General features: G+C 59.2%; 19 protein-coding genes. 16 read left to right on the forward strand and 3 right to left on the reverse strand.

What is annotated here, in order from left to right; genetic code table 11:
* Positions 1 to 137 precede the first annotated feature (137 nt).
* On the reverse strand, positions 138 to 512 hold the full coding sequence (locus AT6N2_RS16455; protein WP_063947180.1) for a PAS domain-containing protein: 375 nt from the start codon (positions 510 to 512) through the stop codon (positions 138 to 140).
* 208 nt (positions 513 to 720) lie between these two features.
* On the opposite strand from AT6N2_RS16455, the gene AT6N2_RS16460 reads away from it, so the two are divergent.
* From AT6N2_RS16460 to AT6N2_RS16490, 7 genes are all read left to right on the forward strand, one after another.
* Positions 721 to 1,623 carry an NUDIX hydrolase gene (locus AT6N2_RS16460; RefSeq protein WP_063947179.1) on the forward strand — a complete coding sequence of 301 codons (903 nt, stop codon included), beginning with the start codon at positions 721 to 723 and terminating at the stop codon, positions 1,621 to 1,623.
* A gap of 69 nt (positions 1,624 to 1,692) precedes the next feature.
* Positions 1,693 to 2,664, forward strand: coding sequence for a quinolinate synthase NadA (nadA, locus tag AT6N2_RS16465; RefSeq protein WP_063947178.1), 972 nt, complete (start codon positions 1,693 to 1,695; stop codon positions 2,662 to 2,664).
* Complete coding sequence (locus AT6N2_RS16470) at positions 2,661 to 4,229, forward strand: L-aspartate oxidase (RefSeq protein WP_063947177.1); 1,569 nt, start codon at positions 2,661 to 2,663, stop codon at positions 4,227 to 4,229. The genes nadA and AT6N2_RS16470 overlap by 4 nt, the downstream gene beginning before the upstream one ends.
* Position 4,230: 1 nt before the next feature.
* A complete protein-coding gene (nadC, locus tag AT6N2_RS16475; RefSeq protein WP_063947176.1) occupies positions 4,231 to 5,097 on the forward strand; it encodes a carboxylating nicotinate-nucleotide diphosphorylase in 867 nt (288 codons plus the stop codon).
* A 146-nt stretch (positions 5,098 to 5,243) separates the two neighbouring features.
* Positions 5,244 to 5,495, forward strand: a complete 252-nt coding sequence (locus AT6N2_RS16480) for a GlsB/YeaQ/YmgE family stress response membrane protein (protein WP_003508605.1) — start codon at positions 5,244 to 5,246, stop codon at positions 5,493 to 5,495.
* A gap of 12 nt (positions 5,496 to 5,507) precedes the next feature.
* Positions 5,508 to 5,939 (forward strand): DUF3597 domain-containing protein, encoded by a 432-nt coding sequence (locus AT6N2_RS16485; RefSeq protein WP_063947175.1) that lies wholly within the window; start codon positions 5,508 to 5,510, stop codon positions 5,937 to 5,939.
* Positions 5,940 to 5,961: 22 nt separating this feature from the next.
* Positions 5,962 to 6,150, forward strand: coding sequence for a hypothetical protein (locus AT6N2_RS16490; protein WP_063947174.1), 189 nt, complete (start codon positions 5,962 to 5,964; stop codon positions 6,148 to 6,150).
* A 203-nt stretch (positions 6,151 to 6,353) separates the two neighbouring features.
* On the opposite strand, the gene AT6N2_RS16495 is transcribed toward AT6N2_RS16490, so the two are convergent.
* Positions 6,354 to 7,385 carry an L-idonate 5-dehydrogenase gene (locus AT6N2_RS16495; protein WP_209090249.1) on the reverse strand — a complete coding sequence of 344 codons (1,032 nt, stop codon included), beginning with the start codon at positions 7,383 to 7,385 and terminating at the stop codon, positions 6,354 to 6,356.
* A gap of 206 nt (positions 7,386 to 7,591) precedes the next feature.
* Between AT6N2_RS16495 and AT6N2_RS16500 the strand changes: the two genes are divergently transcribed.
* The 3 genes from AT6N2_RS16500 (at position 7,592) to AT6N2_RS16510 (ending at position 10,428) form a co-directional block, all read left to right on the forward strand.
* Positions 7,592 to 8,347, forward strand: a complete 756-nt coding sequence (locus AT6N2_RS16500) for an SDR family oxidoreductase (protein WP_063947172.1) — start codon at positions 7,592 to 7,594, stop codon at positions 8,345 to 8,347.
* Between the two features lie 52 nt (positions 8,348 to 8,399).
* Positions 8,400 to 9,293 (forward strand): NAD(P)-dependent oxidoreductase, encoded by an 894-nt coding sequence (locus AT6N2_RS16505; protein WP_209090250.1) that lies wholly within the window; start codon positions 8,400 to 8,402, stop codon positions 9,291 to 9,293.
* 142 nt (positions 9,294 to 9,435) lie between these two features.
* Positions 9,436 to 10,428, forward strand: a complete 993-nt coding sequence (locus tag AT6N2_RS16510) for an aldose 1-epimerase (RefSeq protein ID WP_063947170.1) — start codon at positions 9,436 to 9,438, stop codon at positions 10,426 to 10,428.
* Positions 10,429 to 10,435: 7 nt separating this feature from the next.
* On the opposite strand, the gene AT6N2_RS16515 is transcribed toward AT6N2_RS16510, so the two are convergent.
* Positions 10,436 to 10,897 (reverse strand): Lrp/AsnC family transcriptional regulator, encoded by a 462-nt coding sequence (locus AT6N2_RS16515; RefSeq protein ID WP_063947169.1) that lies wholly within the window; start codon positions 10,895 to 10,897, stop codon positions 10,436 to 10,438.
* A 166-nt stretch (positions 10,898 to 11,063) separates the two neighbouring features.
* On the opposite strand from AT6N2_RS16515, the gene AT6N2_RS16520 reads away from it, so the two are divergent.
* The 6 genes from AT6N2_RS16520 (at position 11,064) to glgA (ending at position 20,423) form a co-directional block, all read left to right on the forward strand.
* Entirely contained in the window at positions 11,064 to 11,777 is a 714-nt protein-coding gene (locus tag AT6N2_RS16520; RefSeq protein WP_209090251.1) for an aspartate/glutamate racemase family protein, read from the forward strand.
* A complete protein-coding gene (locus AT6N2_RS16525; protein ID WP_209090252.1) occupies positions 11,778 to 12,548 on the forward strand; it encodes a class II glutamine amidotransferase in 771 nt (256 codons plus the stop codon).
* A 473-nt stretch (positions 12,549 to 13,021) separates the two neighbouring features.
* A complete protein-coding gene (locus tag AT6N2_RS16530; protein ID WP_425292745.1) occupies positions 13,022 to 15,484 on the forward strand; it encodes a glycogen/starch/alpha-glucan phosphorylase in 2,463 nt (820 codons plus the stop codon).
* Positions 15,484 to 17,691 (forward strand): 1,4-alpha-glucan branching protein GlgB, encoded by a 2,208-nt coding sequence (gene glgB, locus AT6N2_RS16535; protein WP_209090254.1) that lies wholly within the window; start codon positions 15,484 to 15,486, stop codon positions 17,689 to 17,691. Before AT6N2_RS16530 ends, glgB begins: the two co-directional genes overlap by 1 nt.
* A 21-nt stretch (positions 17,692 to 17,712) precedes the next feature.
* Positions 17,713 to 18,975: a glucose-1-phosphate adenylyltransferase gene (gene glgC / locus AT6N2_RS16540; RefSeq protein ID WP_063947166.1), complete on the forward strand. Its 1,263-nt coding sequence runs from the start codon at positions 17,713 to 17,715 to the stop codon at positions 18,973 to 18,975.
* Positions 18,976 to 18,980: 5 nt separating this feature from the next.
* Positions 18,981 to 20,423, forward strand: a complete 1,443-nt coding sequence (gene glgA, locus AT6N2_RS16545) for a glycogen synthase GlgA (protein ID WP_209090256.1) — start codon at positions 18,981 to 18,983, stop codon at positions 20,421 to 20,423.
* The last annotated feature ends 4 nt before the right edge of the window (positions 20,424 to 20,427 follow it).

The raw sequence follows: 20,427 nt of genomic DNA on the forward strand, positions 1-20,427 counted from the left end.
AGCACCGGTGAGCCCGCGTGCAGCAGGCGGAGGCCGATGATGTGTTGACCGGTAGCACGCACTCCGGCCCAGAACCTCACTGCACCATCAGGCAATGCAGGAATTGATCAGCCGGCTTCATGGCGACCAGCCATCTGCTACATCAGCAGAACCTTGCCGGCCGTCACATCCCTCACCGTGCCCATCGCCATGATCGGAAGACGGTCGCTGTCCAGAATTACTCGTCCCGTCGTGCGCAACCAGCGAAAACCGCCCGCCTTCAGCTGGATGCGGTATTCCTGATCATAAAACACGCCATTGGTGAGGGAATTATAGACGGCCTGAGCAACGCGTGCGCGCGAACCGTTTTCGATTTGGGCAATGAAATCCTCGACCGGAATGCCTCTTGCGCCCTGTTCCGGGGAAAATTCGCGCAGATGGGCGGCTACGGCATCCAGATAAACCAGATTCGGCCCGACGTTCCAGGTGTAATAACCCACAAGTGTCTCTTCGAAAGATATGTTGTCCAACACTAGCCTTTATGGTCTGAAATGCTTGCGGCGGCTCTGTAACATAGCTGATGCCGGACGGCTAATGCCAAGAGTTCATCCTTTTGTCTGACGGGCCGCGATTGTGCGAACAGGCGTTTTATCGACAGCGCATTTTAGCGGCCATGTTGGCGAACCAGGCATCCTGTGCCAAAGAAGATTGATCCTGGGGACAACGATAAAAGGACCAGCCGTGACAATCGGGCTTGCCCACGCCGAACTCATTGCCGTCGTTACCGCGATGACGACGGATGAACCGCGTGTGATGACCGTTCGGGAAGGTATCGCCCTACCCTCCGGGCCTTTCGAATTCGGACACAGGACACTCCAGAGCGGGTTGCGTGAATGGATCCACGAGCAGACGCACCACCCGGTTGGTTACCTGGAGCAGCTCTACACCTTCGCCGATCGCGACCGTAACAACGACATTCCAGGCGGGAGAACGATCTCGATCGGTTATCTCGGCCTGGTGCGCGAGCAGGAAGCGTCGGGCAGGAGACGCGCGCTGTGGCACGGCTGGTACGATTATTTCCCCTGGGAGGATCATCGCAAGGGCCGTCCCGAAATTCTGGGCAGTATCATCGACCGGCTCCGCGACTGGGCCGATTCCGACCCTGCCTGCAAGGACCAGCGTCATCTGCGGGCCGACTTCACCTTCGGCCTCGATGGCGGCGGATGGAACGAAGAACTTACCCTGCAACGGTACGAGCTGCTCTATGAAGCCGGGCTGGTCGAGGAAGCGCAGGGCGAACCACGGATCAATTTCGGCAAGCCGATGTTTGCCGATCACCGCCGCATCCTTGCCACCGGCATCGCGCGCCTGCGAGCGAAGATCAAATATCGTCCGGTGGTTTTCGAACTCATGCCGGATGCCTTCACGCTCCTCCAGCTTCAACGCGCGGTCGAGGCGCTGGCGGGCCTCACGCTGCACAAACAGAATTTCCGCCGACTGATCGAGTTGCAGCAGCTGGTCGAAGAAACCGGCGACGTGACTACCGAGACCGGCGGACGGCCAGCCAAACTCTTCCGCTTTCGTCAAACCGTTCTTGATGAACGCGCGCTTTCCGGATCAAAGCTTCCCCTCTCTCGCAATTGACATATGCTCATGATGAGAATATGTATTTGAAGGACATATGCTCAATTAGAGCATTAATGGGAGGCGTCCGTGAACGAACCGATTTCCGCTGCAAGCCTTTACGACCGCGTTTCCCGCGTCATTCCCAAAGCGGAATGGATGAGCTTTCAGGACGATGTAAACGCCATCCTCGCGCTGAAGCGCGACCGCAACGCCGTCATCCTCGCCCACAATTACCAGACACCGGAAATCTTCCATGGCGTGGCGGACATCGTCGGCGATAGCCTGGCGCTCGCCCGCAAGGCAATGGAGGTGGAAGCGGATGTGATCGTCCTCGCAGGCGTGCATTTCATGGCGGAGACGGCGAAGCTTCTCAACCCGGAAAAAACCGTGCTCATTCCGGATATGGGTGCTGGCTGTTCGCTCGCCGATTCCATCACGCCCGAGGATATCGCCCTTCTGCGCAAAGCCTATCCCGGCGTGCCTGTAGTGACCTATGTGAATACGTCTGCGGCCGTGAAGGCCGCCTCCGATATCTGCTGCACCTCAGGCAATGCGCGTCAGGTGGTGGAATCGCTCGGCGTGCCCCGTGTGCTGATGTTGCCGGACGAATATCTGGCGAAAAACGTCGCGCGCGAAACCCATGTGGAGCTGATAGCATGGCGCGGCCATTGTGAGGTGCATGAGCTTTTCACCGCTGATGACATCAGGGAACTCAGGGAAAGCCATCCCGGCGTCACCGTGCTGGCGCATCCGGAATGCCCACCCGATGTCGTGGATGCCGCAGATTTTTCCGGCTCAACCGCCGTCATGTCCGACTATGTCACCCGCGAGCGCCCCGCCCGCGTGGTGTTGCTAACCGAGTGCTCGATGAGCGACAACGTCGCCGTGCATCACCCGGATGTCGAATTCATCCGTCCCTGCAATCTCTGCCCGCATATGAAACGCATCACGCTTGGCAACATCCGCACGGCGCTGGAGGAAAACCGCCACGAAGTGACGGTTGATCCGGCCATCGCCGTTGCCGCGCGCCGCGCTGTGGAGAGGATGCTGAACATATGAGGAAGGGCCATCCGCAAGCGGGCTGGACCGTCATCGTCGGAAGCGGCATTGCCGGTCTTATGACGGCGCTGACGCTTGCCCCGCGGCCCGTGCTGCTTCTCACGCGTGCCGCCTTGGGCGGCGAAACCTCCAGTGCCTGGGCGCAGGGAGGCATCGCAGCAAGCCTTGGGCCTGATGACCGCCCCGCGCTTCACCTGGCCGATACACTTGCTGCAGGCGATGGCCTTTGCGATGAGGATCTCGCAGTCGAAATTGTTTCATCGGCACCCGCCGTCATCGACGCACTGGAGCGGGCGGGCGTTCGCTTTGACCGCGACGCCCAGGGCAACTACGTGTTCGGGCTCGAAGCCGCTCATAGTCGGCGTCGCATTCTCCACGCGGAAGGCGACGGGTCGGGCGCTGCGATCGTCAGCGCGCTTGCAGCGGCCGTTCTTCGCACGCCATCGATCTCGGTTCTTGATGGCACGGACGTGCGTCGGCTGCTGACGCAGGACGGCGCGGTCGCCGGCGTTGCATGCCTCGGTCCGAAAGGCTGTTTTACCCTTCCGGCTGCGGAAGTTGTCCTGGCGACTGGCGGCCTCGGCGGGCTTTACGACGCGACGACCAACCCACCGGCCAATTTCGGGCAGGCCATCATGCTTGCCGCGCGCGCCGGCGCCATTCTTGCCGACATGGAGTTCGTGCAGTTTCACCCCACCGCACTTTCTTCGACCCGGCGGCCGCTGGCGCTGGTCAGCGAGGCCGTGCGAGGAGAAGGCGCGGTGCTCGTCAACGAAAGTGGCGACCGTTTCATGGCTGCCACGCCGGGTGGGGAACTCGCGCCGCGGGACATCGTCGCCCGTGCCATCAACCGTGAAATCGAGCGCGGCGGCAAGGTCTTTCTCGATGCGCGCAAGTCGCCCGGCTCAAAGTTCTCTACCCGTTTCCCCGCAATCGACCTGCTCTGCAGGGAAGCGGGGATAGACGCGGCCCGTGACCTCATTCCCGTCCGCCCGGCCGTGCATTACCACATGGGCGGCGTCGCAACCGATGGCAATGGGCGCAGCTCCGTGCCGGGCCTCTGGGTTGCCGGCGAAGCCGCCTGCACCGGCCTGCACGGGGCAAACAGGCTCGCCAGCAATTCCCTGCTCGAAGCGGCCGCCATGGGCATGCGGGCGGCGGAGGACATTGCCGGCAGACCCGCCTCCGCCGGAAGAGCGGCGGCAACTATACCGACGCTGCCCCTACCGGATTTTCCTGCGCCCGATCTCTCTCTCATCAGGCCCATCGTTTCACGCCACCTCGGTATTGCAAGACATGCAGAGGGACTGACCAATGCGATCCGCGATCTTCTGCCCTTGGCAGAGAGAAATGGCGCCGCATCGGATCCAGCGCTTGTTGCACTAGCCGTCGCGGTCTTCGCGGCGCTGCGCGCAGAATCGCGCGGCGCGCATTTCCGCGACGATTTTCCCGGGCGGCACGCCGTCGCCACGAGGCGCAGGCTGAACCTCAGCAACATCACCACCATCGCCCATGAATTTGTGTCGTCCGACCGCCCGGCGGCCAGCTTTGCGCGGAGCGCCTGATATGACCGTTTCCACCCTTCCACCCCTGCCCCGGCTCCTCCTCGAACCAATCGTTCGTAACGCCCTTCTGGAAGATCTGGGCCCGGCGGGCGACATCACCTCCAACGCCGTCGTTCCTGCCGATCATCGCTCCGTGGTCGTTATGGCCGCGCGCGAACCGGGCGTTATTGCCGGTCTCGATGCCGCGGAGCTCGCCTTTCAGCTGGTGGACCCCGCCATTGTCATGAACCGGAATGTGATGGACGGTGCAACGGTCGAACCGGGCGACATCATCGCAACGATAGAGGGCCCGTCCCGTGGCCTTTTGACGGCAGAGCGGACGGCGCTCAATTTCCTCGGCCATCTCTCAGGCATCGCTTCCGTGACGGCAAGAATCGTCGCGGCCATTGCCGGTTCCAAGGCTTCGGTCGCCTGCACCCGCAAGACGACACCGGGGCTTAGAGCGATGGAAAAATATGCGGTGCGCTCCGGTGGCGGGATGAACCACCGCTTTGCCCTTTATGATGCGGTTCTGATCAAGGACAACCATATCGCCGTCTCAGGGAGCGTGCGCCACGCCATCCGCCGCGCAAAGACGGGTGTCGGGCATCTCGTCAAGATCGAGGTGGAGGTCGATACGCTGGCGCAGTTGCAAGAGGCGATGGAAGAAGGCGTGGACGCCGTCCTCCTTGACAACATGACGCCAGAACAATTGCGCGAGGCGGTCCACTTCGTCGCCGGTCGCGCCATTACCGAAGCCTCCGGCCGCATCAATCCTCAGACCGCGCCGGCCATTGCCGCGTCCGGCGTCGACCTCATTTCGATTGGCTGGCTGACGCACAGCGCACCGGTGCTCGACATCGGGCTGGATTTTAAGGCTCAGGGTTGAAACGGTCGAAGCTTACACGCCGCGCGGAACAAAATTTCCGCACCGTCGTTATAATCCCGCCTGGGGTCATTTCAAGGCGGGGGGACGTGCGTAAACATGCGGGTCCATAAGCCTCCTGACCTCTCATAAGAAAGGAAAGGCCTGTTATGGAAGACGCACAAGTTGGCTGGATTGCAGCAATCATCATCGGCGGCGTAGCCGGTTGGCTCGCCGAACAGTTCATGAAAAGCAATATGGGTGTTTTCATGAACATCATTCTCGGTATCATTGGCGCGATTGTCGCGAATTTCCTTCTCGGACTTGTGGGCATTTCGCTCGGCGGCTGGATCGGTTACCTCATCGCCGGCTTCATCGGTGCCTGCATACTCATCGCGATCGGGCGGGCATTCCGCAGGTAAGGGGAGGACACCATGAGCTTTTTCGACAAGATCAAGAACGCGATTTTCGGCAAGGCCGAAGCGGCACCAGAGACCTCCGCGCCTGCCGCAACGCCGACATCCACCGCGAGCCCGACGGCGACAAGCCCGGCAGCACCTGCCGCGCCTGCGCCAACAACCGCGGCGCCGGCCCCCGCAGCAACAGGCAATGTTGACGTCGCCTCCATTCTTGATGCCGCTGTCAAAAAGAACGGCCAGAAACTCGACTGGAAACACTCCATCGTTGATCTTCTGAAAGCCCTCGACCTCGACAGCAGCCTCACGGCCCGCAAGGAGCTGGCGAGCGAACTGGGTTACACCGGCGACACTTCGGACTCGGCGACCATGAACATCTGGCTGCACAAGGCCGTTATCAAGAAGCTTTCCGAAAATGGTGGCAAGGTTCCGGCCGAGCTTCTCGACTGAACGATAATTTTGGAGCGCCGCAATGGACGATTATTCCAGCCTTCGAGAGCAGATCGGTCAGGACCTCGACACCTTGCACAGGACCGAGAATCCCAAGTCGATCTTCGAAATCGCCGACGATTACCTTCTCGGAAATCCTGATCTGAAAAGGACCGTCGTCGAAGACATCATCAAAGAAGAAGCGGACAAGCGCGGCATCTCCATTCACTGACGGCCGGTCCTTCAGACGCGACTGATTAAAATGGGGCAGCATCCCGACTGGATGCTGCCCTTCTTCAATGTCCACGTGACCACTGCCATCCCATCTTAGCTCGCCAGACCGATCAGTCTTGTAATGATATCGGTAACACACAGCGAATGCCAGCCCTCGTCAGTGCCATTGGTGCGGATATGGCCGACGCTCACACGGTCGCATTACGAAAACGCGATCTGCACCTTCATGGCACGACCGCGGTCCGAGGCAAATTCGAAAGCCGAGATAGCATCGTCTAGATCGACAGTCTGCGTGATAAACGGTCTGACGTCGATCAGGCCTTTGCGCATCAATTCGACGCCGGTAGCGAATTCTTCGTGGAAGCGGAACGATCCGCGCAGATCGAGTTCTTTCGCGGTAATCGCCATCATCGGCAGATTCATATCGCCGCCGAGACCAAGCTGAACGATAATCCCCCGCGGACGCAGCGCCGGAATCGCGCCCGCGAGCGCCACCGCAGCCCCAGAGCATTCATAGAGAACATCGAAGGTCCCCTTGTCGGCACCATAGGCCGCCAGCGCATCAGGTTCGTCCTTGCTGTTAATGACACGGTCCGCCCCCGCTTCACGCGCCTTGGCGAGCGTGAAATCGGAAAGGTCGGTCGCGATGATCTCAGCAGCACCCGCACGGCGGGCGGCGAGAATGGAAAGAATGCCGATGGGGCCGCAGCCAGTCACAAGCACCCGTTTTCCCAACAGATCGCCAGCGCGGCGCGTCGCATGCAGCGTCACCGCCAGGGGTTCCGCCATGGCTGCTTCTCCACCGCTCAAGCCATCGGCCGGTACGCACTGCAATGCATCTGCCACCAGAACTTCGCGGAAAGCGCCCTGAATATGGGGGAAAGGCATCGCGCTGCCGTAAAAGCGCATGTTGAGACACTGATTGTGCAGGCCTTCCTGGCAATAGCGGCATGTCCTGCATGGGCGGGAGGGCGAAACCGCAACAAGCCCACCGACCTTCAACCCCTCCACACCATCGCCCAGCTCTTCGATAATGGCCGAGACCTCATGCCCGAGCACCATGGGTTCCCGAAGGCGCACCGCGCCGAAGCCGCCATGGTTGTAATAATGCAGATCGCTGCCGCAGATTCCGCCCCGGACCAGACGAAGCCGCACTTCACCCGGCCCCGGCATCTCCTCAGGCCGCTCTTCGATGCGGACATCCTTCGCCCCGTGGGCAACAATCGCTCTCATTGATATCTCCGTTTGACGTCGCCCCTCCGCGACGTGACAAATATAGCTTACATCCGTCGCCTCCACGAATGTATCGCGTGCGGACATCCACTCGCCGCTTACAGGAGGCGAGCGTTTCAGCCTTGACATTCAGAGCTGAAACGGATGAATGTTATCGATAACATAAATCGGCATGAGGTCAATGCCGGGAGAGACTGGAGGAAATAGTGAGCCTGAAATTGTTTGATCTTTCCGGGCGCAGAGCCCTGATCACCGGCTCGTCCCAGGGCATCGGCTTTGCGCTGGCGCAAGGCCTGTCGGAGGCGGGAGCCGACGTGGTGCTGAACGGCCGTGATGAAGTGAAATTGGATGATGCCGCCACGCGGATCAAAGGCGCTAAAACACTGCCCTTCGACGCCACGGACCATGCCGCTGTGCGCAGCGCTATCGATCAATTTGAAGCAGAGGTTGGTCCGATCGATATCCTCGTCAACAATGCCGGCATGCAGCACCGCTCTCCTCTCGAGGATTTCCCGGCCGATGCCTTCGAGCGCCTGCTGCAAACCAATATCGCCTCGGTATTCCATGCCGGTCAGGCAGCCGCGCGCCATATGATCACCCGAGGCCGCGGCAAGATCATCAACATCGCCAGCGTCCAGACCGCCCTCGCTCGGCCGGGCATTGCGCCCTACACCGCCACCAAGGGCGCTGTCGGCAACCTGACCAAGGGCATGGCGACGGATTGGGCGAAATATGGCCTGCAATGCAACGCTATAGCGCCTGGCTATTTCGACACGCCGCTCAATGCTGCACTGGTGGCTGATCCCACCTTTTCTGCGTGGCTTGAAAAGCGCACACCCGCCGGTCGTTGGGGCAAGGTGGACGAACTCGTCGGCGCCTGCATTTTCCTGTCGTCAGACGCTTCGTCCTTCGTGAACGGACATATTCTCTATGTCGATGGCGGCATTACCGCTTCGCTGTAAAAAACGGCAGTCGGACGACACCACGACACTTTGGGAGGAGGCCGTGAGCAACATGAGCGAGAAGAACAAAGTCGCCCTGATCGGTGCTGGCGCTATGGGCGGCGCTATCGGCACGCGGCTCATCGAGACGGGCAATCATCTGACGGTTTTCGATCTCGACGCGGAAAAGGTGTCGGCGCTGACGAACCTTGGCGCACAGAGCGCCGGCACGGCTGCGGAGGCGGCTTCGGCTTCCGATGTGGTTATCCTCAGCCTCAACTCGCCGAAAATCGTTCGCATCGCTGTGTTCGGCAAGGATGGCGTGGCGGCCGGCGCAAAACCCGGCACGCTCATCATCGACACGTCCTCGATTGACCCGGAAGCGACTAAGGAACTGGCGGCTGACGCCGCAGATAAAGGCCTGCGCTGGGTGGACAGCCCGCTTTCCGGCGGCGCGCCCAAGGCGCTCATCGGGCAACTGACATTGATGGCCGGAGGTAGTGAAAAGGATGTGACCGATGCTCACCGGGTGCTCCAACATGTCGCAAGCAACTATACCCATATGGGGCCCTGCGGGGCGGGCCAGACCACCAAGCTTATCAATCAGGTTCTTTGCGGGCTGAACTTTCTCGCCGTGGCGGAAGCAACGCAGCTCGCACTCGATGCTGGCGTCGATGCCGCAAAGATACCGCAGGCGCTAAAGGGCGGGCGCGCCGACAGCGCCATCCTTCAGGAGTATATGCCCCGCTATGTAGCAAAGGATTACCGCCGGACCGGCCGCATCGATAACATGGTGAAAGATCTGAATGGCGCGCAGGACCTTGCCCGGCGAACCAACACTGCCATGCCACTGACGGCCGTCTGCGCCGAGGTGCACCGGATGTTGACGGCAGCCGGACTTGGCGGAGAAGACCAAGCTGCACTGATGGAGTTTTTCGGCGGCGCAAAACGCAACCTTTCGGGCTGATGCCCGGAAATAGCGGATGGCGGGAGGCTGTTGAAACTCCCGCGCCGTCCCATTGCGAAATGGTCCCGCACCGACGATGATCGGCGAATCGGCAGGGCATTTGCCGTATGACCGCAGATATACATGCAGAGGACATTTCCCGATGACTATTTCGACCACAGGCGCGGGAATTGCCGGTGTCACCGTTTCCGGGAATGGGTTTTCTGCCGAAATTGCCTACGAGGGCGCGACGCTCCTGAGCTGGCGACCCCTCTCTGCAGACGGTGCTGGGAACGAGAACCTCATCGACGGATATTTGAACCCTTCCGACATTGGCTCGCAGAATGGAGTGAGAAACGGCATTCTCGCACCCTTCACCAACCGCATTGCGGATGGTCGCTTTAGCTTTGGCGGGCAGGACCATCGCATTGAACCGGTACTTGCCCATGAAGCCCTGGTTTTTCACGGATTTGCCAGAGCCCTGCCCTTCATTCTTGTCCATTCCGACAAGGCGGATGACGCCCACATTCTGCTGTTTCGCGCCGATATACGGCCTGCCGATTTTGCGGGCTATCCATACCGGCTCACCATCGAGGTGGAATATCGTTTCTCCGGCCATGAGGTTGCCATCGACATCCGCGGCATCAACCGCGGTGAGCAGACCATGCCCTTCGCGGCCGGCTGGCATCCCTATTTCCGCCTGCCCGGCACGACGTCTATCGATAACCTTCTTCTTACGCTGCCCTCGAAGACCGTTATCGAAACAGACGCAAATCTGATCCCCCTTCGTGACCCAAAAGGCGCTGTCGTCAAACGGGACGACATTGGTTTTGTCCAAACGCCGCTATCAGGCCATGTGCTCGATTTATGCTTCACCGATCTGAATGCATCCGAAAACGGGCTTTACGAAACGAGGCTGGAAGACCGTAATAGCGGCGCGAGCCTGACGGTATGGCAGGAGCGGGGTCATATGCATGTCTTTACCGGCGATACCCTCGCGCGCGGCAGGCGCCACTCTATAGCCCTGGAACCCGTGGAAACGCCCACCAATGCGTTCAACCAGCCCGAATTCGCGGACGCGATAACATTGAACCCGGGAGAAACGCGCAGCTTCCGCTTTGGTTTTCGTTTCGACGGCCAATCGACGACGCGTTGATGGGCGCTCAGATGTGCGTCGTCGGCAGCGATGACGACAGCTTCACCGTCTCCATCGAGATAAAGGCCGACATATCGTAAAGCTGAACGCGACGCAGGATTTGCTTGTAGACGGTGTCGTAATATTCGACATTAGGCAGCACGAGTTTGAGAATATAGTCGAAATTACCCGTCAGGCGGTGAACCTCGACAATCTCCGGTATGGTGCTGACGGCGGCATGGAACTTGTCCAACCAATCCTCGGCATGCAGGCCCGTTCTCACCAGCAGGAAAACCGTGGTCGGCAGATTGATTTTTCGCCGGTCCAACAGCGCCATCGTGCCCGTCACATATCCCTCCGTGCGCAACCGGGTAATGCGCCGCGAACAGGCCGATAGCGACAGCGAAACCTCCTCGGCGATATCGGCGAGCGGCGTTTCCGCATTTTCCTGGAGAATCGCAAGGATTCGGCGGTCTCGATCATCAATCATCCGAAAAGAATGCACCTGTTAACATATTTTCGCAAGAAATTTGCGCATTTACCGGCCATCCCGCTCCAGACTTGCACTTCCGCCTAAAAATCGCAGGAAAAACGCACGCCGTTTTCGTGACGGCGATGGCATCCTTGTCGCAATCAATTTTGATAAGGGGAAACAGATGAAACGCATCGGCCTGATTGGCGGCATGAGCTGGGAATCCACCGCAACCTATTATCGCATGATCAACGAGGCAGTGCGCGACAGCCGCGGCGGGCTGGTTTCGGCCGATATCGTCATGCATTCGCTCGATTTTTCCGAAGTTGTCGCCCTTCAGAAGGCTGACCGCTGGGATGAAGCAGGCGCGCTTCTGGGCGCTGCCGGCGCACGCCTCGCCAATGCCGGTGCCGATTGCGTGCTCATCTGCACCAACACCATGCATCTTGTCGCAGACACGGTCGAAAAAATGTCAGGCGTCGCCCTGATCGACATTATCGACGAAACCGCCGCCGCCCTGAAGGCGGATGGACGCCGCAAGCCATTGCTGCTCGCCACCCGTTACACGATGGAACACGGCTTCTACACCGATCGGATGCGTCGCCAGGGCATCGACGTCGTTGTGCCCGAAGCGGATGACCGGGCTGCAATTCATGACATTATTTTCGGCGAGCTCTGCCAGGGGGAAATCAAGTCCTGTTCGCGCGAGCGCTACCTTGCAGTAATCGAAAAAGCCCGTGCGCTGGGTGTTGATTCCGTCATTCTCGGCTGCACCGAAATTTCCCTGCTGATCGACCCCAACGCGCTGCCGTTGCCGGGTTACGATTCGACAGCCATTCATGCGGAGGCCGCGGTCGCCTTCGCGCTTGGGAACAAGGCGTTCGACAGAGCCGCGTGAATGTGCCGCCTCTTTGCTTATTCCGGTAAACCGGTCTGGCTCGACAGCCTTCTGATCGAGCCCGAAGCATCGCTGGTCAGCCAGTCCATGGCCGCGAGAGAGGCCAAAACCGTTGTGAACGGCGATGGCTGCGGCCTCGGCTGGTATGGCGAGCGCGGAACGCCCGGCGTCTTTCGCGACACGCGACCTGCCTGGTCGGATGCCAATCTGGCGGCGCTTTGCCACCAGCTTCGCTCGGGCATGTTCATGGCGCATGTGCGCTCCGCCACATCTGGCGAAGTTTCCCGCGCCAATTGCCACCCGTTCTCCCATGGCCAATATCTGTTCATGCATAACGGCCAAATCGGCGGCTATGAGCAGATCAGGCGCGACATCGATTCCCTCATTCCAGACGACCTCTATGCAAACAGGCGCGGCACCGGCGACAGCGAAGCCATTTTTCTGATTGCCGCGGGGCTCGGCCTTGAAGCCGATCCCGTCCGCGCGATCGCGACGGCGCTGCGGCTCTGCCATAAAAAGATGGTCGCGGCAGGCGTATCCTCTGCGCTTCGCTTCAGCGCCGTGCTCATGGATGGCGACTGCGTGCATGCCTTTCGCTGGTCGAGCGACGACAAGCCGCCGACGCTCTATTGGCGCATGCTCGATGACGGCATCGCGCTCAGTTCGGAGCCTTTCTCCTTCGATTGCACGCCCTGGTGCGCCGTTCCGCCGAACACCAGCCTGACGATCCGCGCGGGAGAAATGACGGCGGCACCTTTTTTCCTGCAATAGAGATTCTTATCCGAGACGATTTTGCCAAGAGCATAAAGCCGCCATCCAATTTGCGCCGTGGCGGCTTATTTATTTTCATTGAATTTTTGCGGCTGCGAAGGCTAGTGTGTACGTTGAGGCATTCGGCTAAACCACGGACGGTTTCCAGTCTGGTGCATGGATATAATAAAATGAACAGATTTCAGGACCGGTGAACCATTTCAAACTTTTGCAGCCTCATTCTCTTTTGAACGATGCCAGACATCGCACCGCCGACGCAAACAGCCTCACAAACTGCGGATATGAGGCTTAGAACATTCTTTGTGTCCTTCAGGGCGTGAAAAAACTCTTATTTTTCAAAATTCTAGCCCACATCACTTTCCGCGAAAATTGCTGTTGCCACGCCTCCATATCGATGCATAAACTGACATCAGCAATGGCAATACGGATCAACCTCTCAGACCCTCTCCTCCCACCAAGGTGCTGACCGACCAATGATCAATAATCTCAACGCCGCCGATCTTCCCCGCCCCGCGCCGCGCAGTTCCAACCCGGAAATCATGGCCGCGGAAATCATCGAGCGACTGACCTACCGCATCGGCAAAGACGTTAAGGTTGCAAAACCGCATGACTGGCTGACCGCAACCATCCTCGTCGTGCGTGACCGCATCATCGACAAGTGGATGGAATCCACCCGCAAGGCCTATGCCAACAATTCCAAGCGCGTTTATTATCTGTCGCTGGAATTTCTGATCGGCCGCCTGATGCGCGACGCCATCTCCAACATCGGCCTGATGCACGAGATTCGTGACGCGCTGTCCTCCCTCGGCGTCGATCTTGACGTTATCGCCGGGCTGGAGCCGGATGCGGCACTGGGTAATGGCGGTCTTGGGCGTCTTGCTGCCTGCTTCATGGAATCCATGGCGACCGTTGATATTCCCGCCTATGGCTACGGCATCCGTTACGTGCATGGCCTCTTCCGCCAGCAGATGGCTGACGGATGGCAGGTGGAACTGCCGGAAACCTGGCTTGCCCACGGTAACCCATGGGAATTCGAGCGCCGCGAAAGCTCTTATGAAATCGGCTTCGGCGGCTCGGTGGAGACGATCGGCGGATATGAAGACCCGCAGCGCTTCGTCTGGAAACCGGCCGAGCGGGTCATCGCCATGGCTTACGACACGCCGGTCGTCGGCTGGCGCGGCACCCGCGTCAACACGCTGCGCCTCTGGTCGGCACAGCCGATAGACCCCATTCTCCTCGCCGCCTTCAATGCCGGCGACCATATCGGGGCTCTTCGCGAGAGCAACAAGGCGGAAAGCCTGACGCGCGTTCTTTACCCAGCGGACGCAACGCCGGCCGGCCAGGAACTGCGCCTGCGACAGGAATTCTTCTTCTCTTCCGCCTCGCTGCAGGACATCCTGCGCCGCCACTTGCAGCAGTATCCGGATTTCACCTCTCTACCGGACAAGGTCTCTATACAGCTCAACGACACCCATCCGGCCATTTCCATCGCGGAAATGATGCGCCTTCTGTGCGATGTGCACGGTCTGGAGTTCGAGGAAGCCTGGAAGATCACGCAGGGCACCTTCTCCTATACCAACCACACGCTGCTTCCCGAGGCGCTGGAGAGTTGGCCGGTGCCGCTGCTTGAGCGTCTGCTGCCAAGACACATGCAGATCGTTTATGCGATCAACGCCAATACTCTGCTCTTTGCCCGCAAGGAAAAGAAGATGGCGGACCAGCAGATCCGCTCCATTTCTCTCATCGACGAAGGTGGCGAGAGACGTGTGCGCATGGGCAACCTCGCCTTCATCGGCTCGCATTCCATCAACGGCGTCTCCGCCCTTCACACCGATCTGATGAAAGAAACGGTGTTTGCCGATCTGCACAGCCTGTATCCGGAGCGGATTAACAACAAGACCAATGGCATCACACCACGCCGCTGGCTGATGCAGTGCAATCCCGGCCTGACCAGCCTGCTGCGCGAGACGATCGGCGACGATTTCCTCGATGATGCGGAAAAACTGACCGCTCTCGACCGCTTTGCCGAGGACGCCGGTTTCCGCGAAAAATTCGCCGAGGTGAAGCGCCTGAACAAGGTCCGCCTTGCCAATACGGTGGCGCAGCGCATGGGCATCCGCGTCGACCCCTCTGCGATGTTCGATATCCAGATCAAGCGCATTCACGAATACAAGCGGCAGCTTTTGAACCTTGTCGAAACCGTCGCACTCTATGATCAAATCCGTTCGCATCCGGAACTGGATTGGGTGCCGCGCGTTAAGTTCTTTGCAGGCAAGGCAGCGCCGAGTTACCACAACGCGAAGCTGATCATTAAGCTTGCCAACGATATTGCCCGGGTGATCAATAACGACCCGGCCGTGCGCGGACTTCTGAAGGTGGTTTTTGTTCCGAATTACAACGTCTCGCTCGCGGAAATCATGGTTCCCGCTGCCGATCTCTCCGAGCAGATATCGACGGCCGGCATGGAAGCGTCCGGCACCGGCAACATGAAATTCGCACTCAATGGCGCACTCACCATCGGCACGCTCGATGGCGCGAATGTGGAAATGCTGGAACATGTCGGCGCCGACAACATGGTCATCTTCGGCATGACCGCGGAAGATGTCGCCAAGGCCCGTGCCGATGGTCATAATCCCCGTGGCATTATCGAAGGGTCTGCGGAATTGTCGCAGGCGCTGTCATCCATCGCGTCGGGTGTGTTCTCACCCGACGACCGTTCCCGGTTTTCCGCCCTTATCGACGGCATTTACAACAGCGACTGGTTCATGGTCGCCGCCGATTTCGACGCCTATGCCGAGGCTCAGCGCAAAGTAGATGCGATCTGGAGCGATCAGGATAGCTGGAACACCAAAGCAGTGCGCAACACGGCGCGTATGGGCTGGTTCTCGTCCGACAGGACGATCCGTCAATATGCCACCGAGATCTGGAGAGCCTGATGAAAAAACCGCTCAATTCGGCCGAAGAGAAAAAGACTGTCGACATCACGAAGGCTGAAATCGAGGCGATTAAGAGCGGTTTGCATTCCAACCCCTTCGCCCTTCTCGGTGTTCACGAAACGCCGGAAGGGTTTCTTGCCCGCTGTTTCATTCCCGGTGCGGAGGAAGTCTCTGTCCTGACACTGGACGGGACTTTCGTCGGCGAATTGAAGCGGTTGGATCCCGATGGTTTTTTTGAAGGCCCGATCGACCTCCAGAAACGCCAGCCGATCCGATACCGCGCTGCCCGCGATGATGCCGAGTGGGCAGTGACCGATCCTTACAGTTTTGGCCCGGTTCTCGGACCGATGGATGATTATCTCGTCCGCGAGGGATCGCATTTGCGGCTCTTCGACCGGATGGGTGCACATCCTCTGAAACTTGAAGGTGTCGAAGGCTTCCATTTTGCCGTCTGGGCGCCCAATGCGCGGCGCGTTTCGGTGGTTGGCGATTTCAATAATTGGGATGGCCGCCGCCACGTCATGCGCTTCCGCAAAGATACGGGCATCTGGGAAATCTTCGCGCCTGACGTCTATGCCGGTTGCGCCTACAAGTTCGAAATCCTCGGCGCGAATGGCGAGTTGCTGCCGCTGAAAGCGGACCCCTACGCGCGCCGTGCCGAGTTGCGACCGAAAAATGCATCCGTCACCGCCACCGAACTGTCGCAGAAATGGGAAGATCAGGCCCACCGGGAACATTGGGCGCAGGTGGACCAGCGTCGCCAGCCGATCAGCATCTACGAAGTGCATGCGGGTTCATGGCAGCGGCGCGAAGACGGCACCTTCCTGAGTTGGGATGAACTCGCCGCGCAGCTTATTCCCTATTGCACCGATATGGGCTTTACCCACATCGAGTTCCTGCCGATTACCGAACATCCCTATGATCCCTCCTGGGGTTACCAGACGACGGGTCTCTACGCACCGAGCGCACGGTTTGGCGATCCGGAAGGCTTTGCCCGTTTCGTCAACGGTGCGCACAAGGTTGGCATCGGCGTCTTGCTGGACTGGGTTCCCGCGCATTTTCCGACCGACGAACATGGGCTTCGCTGGTTCGACGGCACGGCACTCTATGAGCACGCCGATCCGCGCCAGGGTTTTCATCCAGACTGGAACACGGCGATCTATAATTTCGGTCGCGTCGAGGTGATGTCTTACCTCATCAACAACGCGCTCTATTGGGCCGAGAAATTCCATCTCGATGGCCTGCGCGTCGATGCGGTCGCCTCGATGCTCTATCTCGATTATTCACGCAAGGAAGGCGAGTGGATCCCGAACGAATATGGCGGACGGGAAAATCTCGAATCCGTGCGTTTCCTGCAGAACATGAATTCCCTCGTTTATGGCACCCATCCGGGCGTCATGACGATTGCCGAGGAATCCACCTCGTGGCCGAAAGTGTCGCAGCCCGTTCATGAGGGCGGTCTCGGTTTCGGTTTCAAATGGAACATGGGCTTCATGCACGACACGCTCAGCTATTTCGCGCGTGAGCCGGTGCATCGCAAGTTCCACCATCAGGAACTGACCTTCGGTCTGCTTTACGCCTTCACCGAAAATTTCGTGCTGCCGCTGTCCCACGACGAGGTGGTGCACGGCAAGGGCTCGCTGATCGCCAAAATGTCCGGCGACGACTGGCAGAAATTCGCCAATCTGCGCTCCTATTACGGCTTCATGTGGGGTTATCCCGGCAAGAAGCTGCTGTTTATGGGACAGGAATTCGCGCAATGGAGCGAGTGGAGCGAAAAGGGGTCACTCGACTGGAACCTGCGCCAATATCCGATGCATGAGGGCATGCGCCGGCTGGTGCGCGACCTCAACCTCACCTATCGGTCCAAAGCCGCCCTGCACGCCCGCGATTGCGAACCCGAAGGGTTCCGCTGGCTTGTGGTCGATGATCACGAGAATTCCGTCTTCGCCTGGCTGCGCACGGCGCCTGGTGAAAAGCCGGTGGCGGTCATCTGCAACCTCACGCCGGTCTACAGGGAAAATTATTACGTGCCGCTGCCCCAGGCAGGGCGGTGGCGGGAAATTCTCAATACCGATGCCGAAATCTATGGCGGCAGCGGCAAGGGAAATGGCGGACGCGTTCAGGCGGTCGATGCCGGCGGCAATATCGGGGCGATGCTCGTCCTGCCGCCGCTCGCCACGATCATGCTCGAACCGGAAAACTGATACATACAGAGGGAGGACACCATGTCGGAAAAAAGAGTTCAGCCTTTGGCGCGTGATGCAATGGCCTATGTCCTCGCGGGCGGCAGAGGCAGCCGCCTCAAGGAGTTGACAGACCGCCGGGCAAAACCCGCCGTTTATTTCGGTGGCAAGGCGCGCATCATCGATTTTGCGCTCTCCAACGCGCTCAATTCCGGCATTCGCCGTATCGGCGTCGCCACCCAATACAAGGCGCACTCGCTTATTCGACACCTGCAGCGGGGCTGGGACTTCTTCCGTCCTGAACGCAACGAAAGCTTCGACATCCTGCCCGCCTCCCAGCGCGTTTCAGAAACGCAATGGTATGAAGGCACCGCAGACGCAGTTTACCAGAACATCGACATCATCGAGCCCTATGGGCCGGAATACATGGTCATCCTCGCCGGCGACCATATCTATAAAATGGACTACGAATACATGCTGCAGCAGCATGTGGATTCCGGTGCCGACGTGACGATCGGCTGCCTTGAAGTCCCGCGCATGGAAGCGACCGGCTTCGGCGTGATGCATGTGAATGAAAAAGACGAGATCATCGATTTCATCGAGAAGCCGGCCGATCCGCCCGGTATTCCCGGCAATGAAGGCTTCGCGCTCGCTTCCATGGGCATCTATGTCTTCCACACGAAATTCCTGATGGAAGCGCTGCGCCGTGATGCCGCCGACCCGACCTCCAGCCGCGACTTCGGCAAGGACATCATTCCCTATATCGTTGAGCATGGCAAAGCCGTCGCCCATCGCTTCGCGGATTCCTGTGTGCGCTCGGATTTCGAGCATGGCCCTTACTGGCGAGACGTCGGCACGATCGACGCCTATTGGCAGGCCAATATCGACCTCACGGACATCGTGCCCGACCTCGATATCTACGATAAATCCTGGCCGATCTGGACCTATGCGGAAATCACCCCGCCGGCTAAATTCGTGCACGATGACGAGAACCGCCGCGGTTCGGCCGTTTCTTCGGTCGTTTCCGGTGATTGCATCATTTCGGGCGCATCGCTGAACCGCAGCCTGTTGTTCACAGGCGTCAGAGCCAATTCATACTCACGCCTTGAGAATGCCGTAGTACTGCCGAGTGTGAAGATCGGGCGTCACGCCCAGCTCAGCAATGTCGTGATCGACCATGGCGTGGTCATTCCGGAAGGATTGATTGTAGGAGAAGACCCTGAACTGGATGCCAAACGTTTCCGCCGCACTGAAAACGGCATCTGCCTTATCACCCAATCGATGATCGACAAGCTGGACCTGTAGCGCCGATGAATGTCCTTTCGGTTTCATCCGAAATTTATCCCCTGATCAAGACTGGAGGGCTCGCCGATGTTGCCGGCGCGCTCCCCATCGCGCTGGAAGCGCTTGGCATCAAGACGCGGACTCTGATCCCCGGATACCCGGCTGTAAAAGCCGCTGTGACGGATGCCGTCAAATGTTTCGAATTTACCGATCTTCTCGGCGAAAAAGCCGAGGTGCTCGAAGCGCGGCACGAGGGGCTTGATCTCCTTATTCTTGATGCGCCTGCCTATTACGAGCGCTCCGGCGGCCCCTATCTCGACCAGACCGGCAAGGATTATCCTGACAACTGGAGGCGCTTTGCAGCGCTTTCGCTGGCGGCAGCACGCCTTGCGGCTGGCGAATTTCCGGGCTGGCGCCCGGATCTCGTGCATGCTCACGACTGGCAAGCCGCCATGGCGCCGGTCTACATGCGTTATGCCGAAACGCCTGAGATTCCGAGCCTGCTCACCATCCACAACATCGCTTTCCAGGGGCAATTCGGCGCCAACATCTTCAGCAAGCTTGCCCTGCCGGCCCATGCGTTCAGCATGGAAGGCGTGGAGTATTACAACGATGTCAGCTTCCTGAAGGGCGGCCTGCAGACGGCAACCGCGCTCAGCACGGTCAGCCCTTCCTATGCAGAGGAAATCCTCACCCCACAATTCGGCATGGGTCTCAACGGGGTCATCGGCAGCCGCGCGCACGTGTTGCATGGCATCGTCAACGGCATCGACGCCAACGTCTGGAACCCGGCAACCGATCACCTGATCCATGACAATTTCTCCGCAGCCAACCTAAAGAACCGGGCGTTAAACAAGAAGGCCGTCGCCGAACATTTCCGGATCGATGCTGATGACAGCCCGCTATTCTGCGTCATCTCCCGCCTCACCTGGCAAAAGGGCATCGATCTCATGGCCGATGCGGTGGATGAGGTCGTTTCCCTCGGCGGACGGCTCGTCGTGCTTGGCGCCGGCGATGTGGCATTGGAAGGGGCACTTCTGGCGGCAGCCTCCCGCCACCATGGCCGTGTCGGCGTCGCCATCGGTTATAATGAGCCGCTGTCGCACCTGATGCAGGCGGGGTGCGATGCGATCATCATTCCCTCGCGCTTTGAGCCCTGTGGGCTTACCCAGCTTTATGCGCTGCGTTATGGCTGCATTCCGGTCGTCGCCCGCACGGGCGGGCTTGCCGATACCGTCATCGACGCCAATCATGCCGCGATCGCTAATAAATCGGCGACGGGCGTACAGTTTTCACCGGTGACGCTCGATGGCCTCAAACAGGCAATCCGTCGGACCGTCCGTTATTATCACGACCCCAAACTCTGGACACAAATGCAGAAACTCGGAATGAAATCCGATGTTTCCTGGGAAAAGAGCGCCGCTCTTTACGCCGCGCTTTACAACCAGCTTATATCGAAAGGCCATTGAACCA

It is taken from the genome of Agrobacterium tumefaciens (genome assembly GCF_017726655.1).
GTDB lineage: Bacteria > Pseudomonadota > Alphaproteobacteria > Rhizobiales > Rhizobiaceae > Agrobacterium > Agrobacterium tumefaciens_B.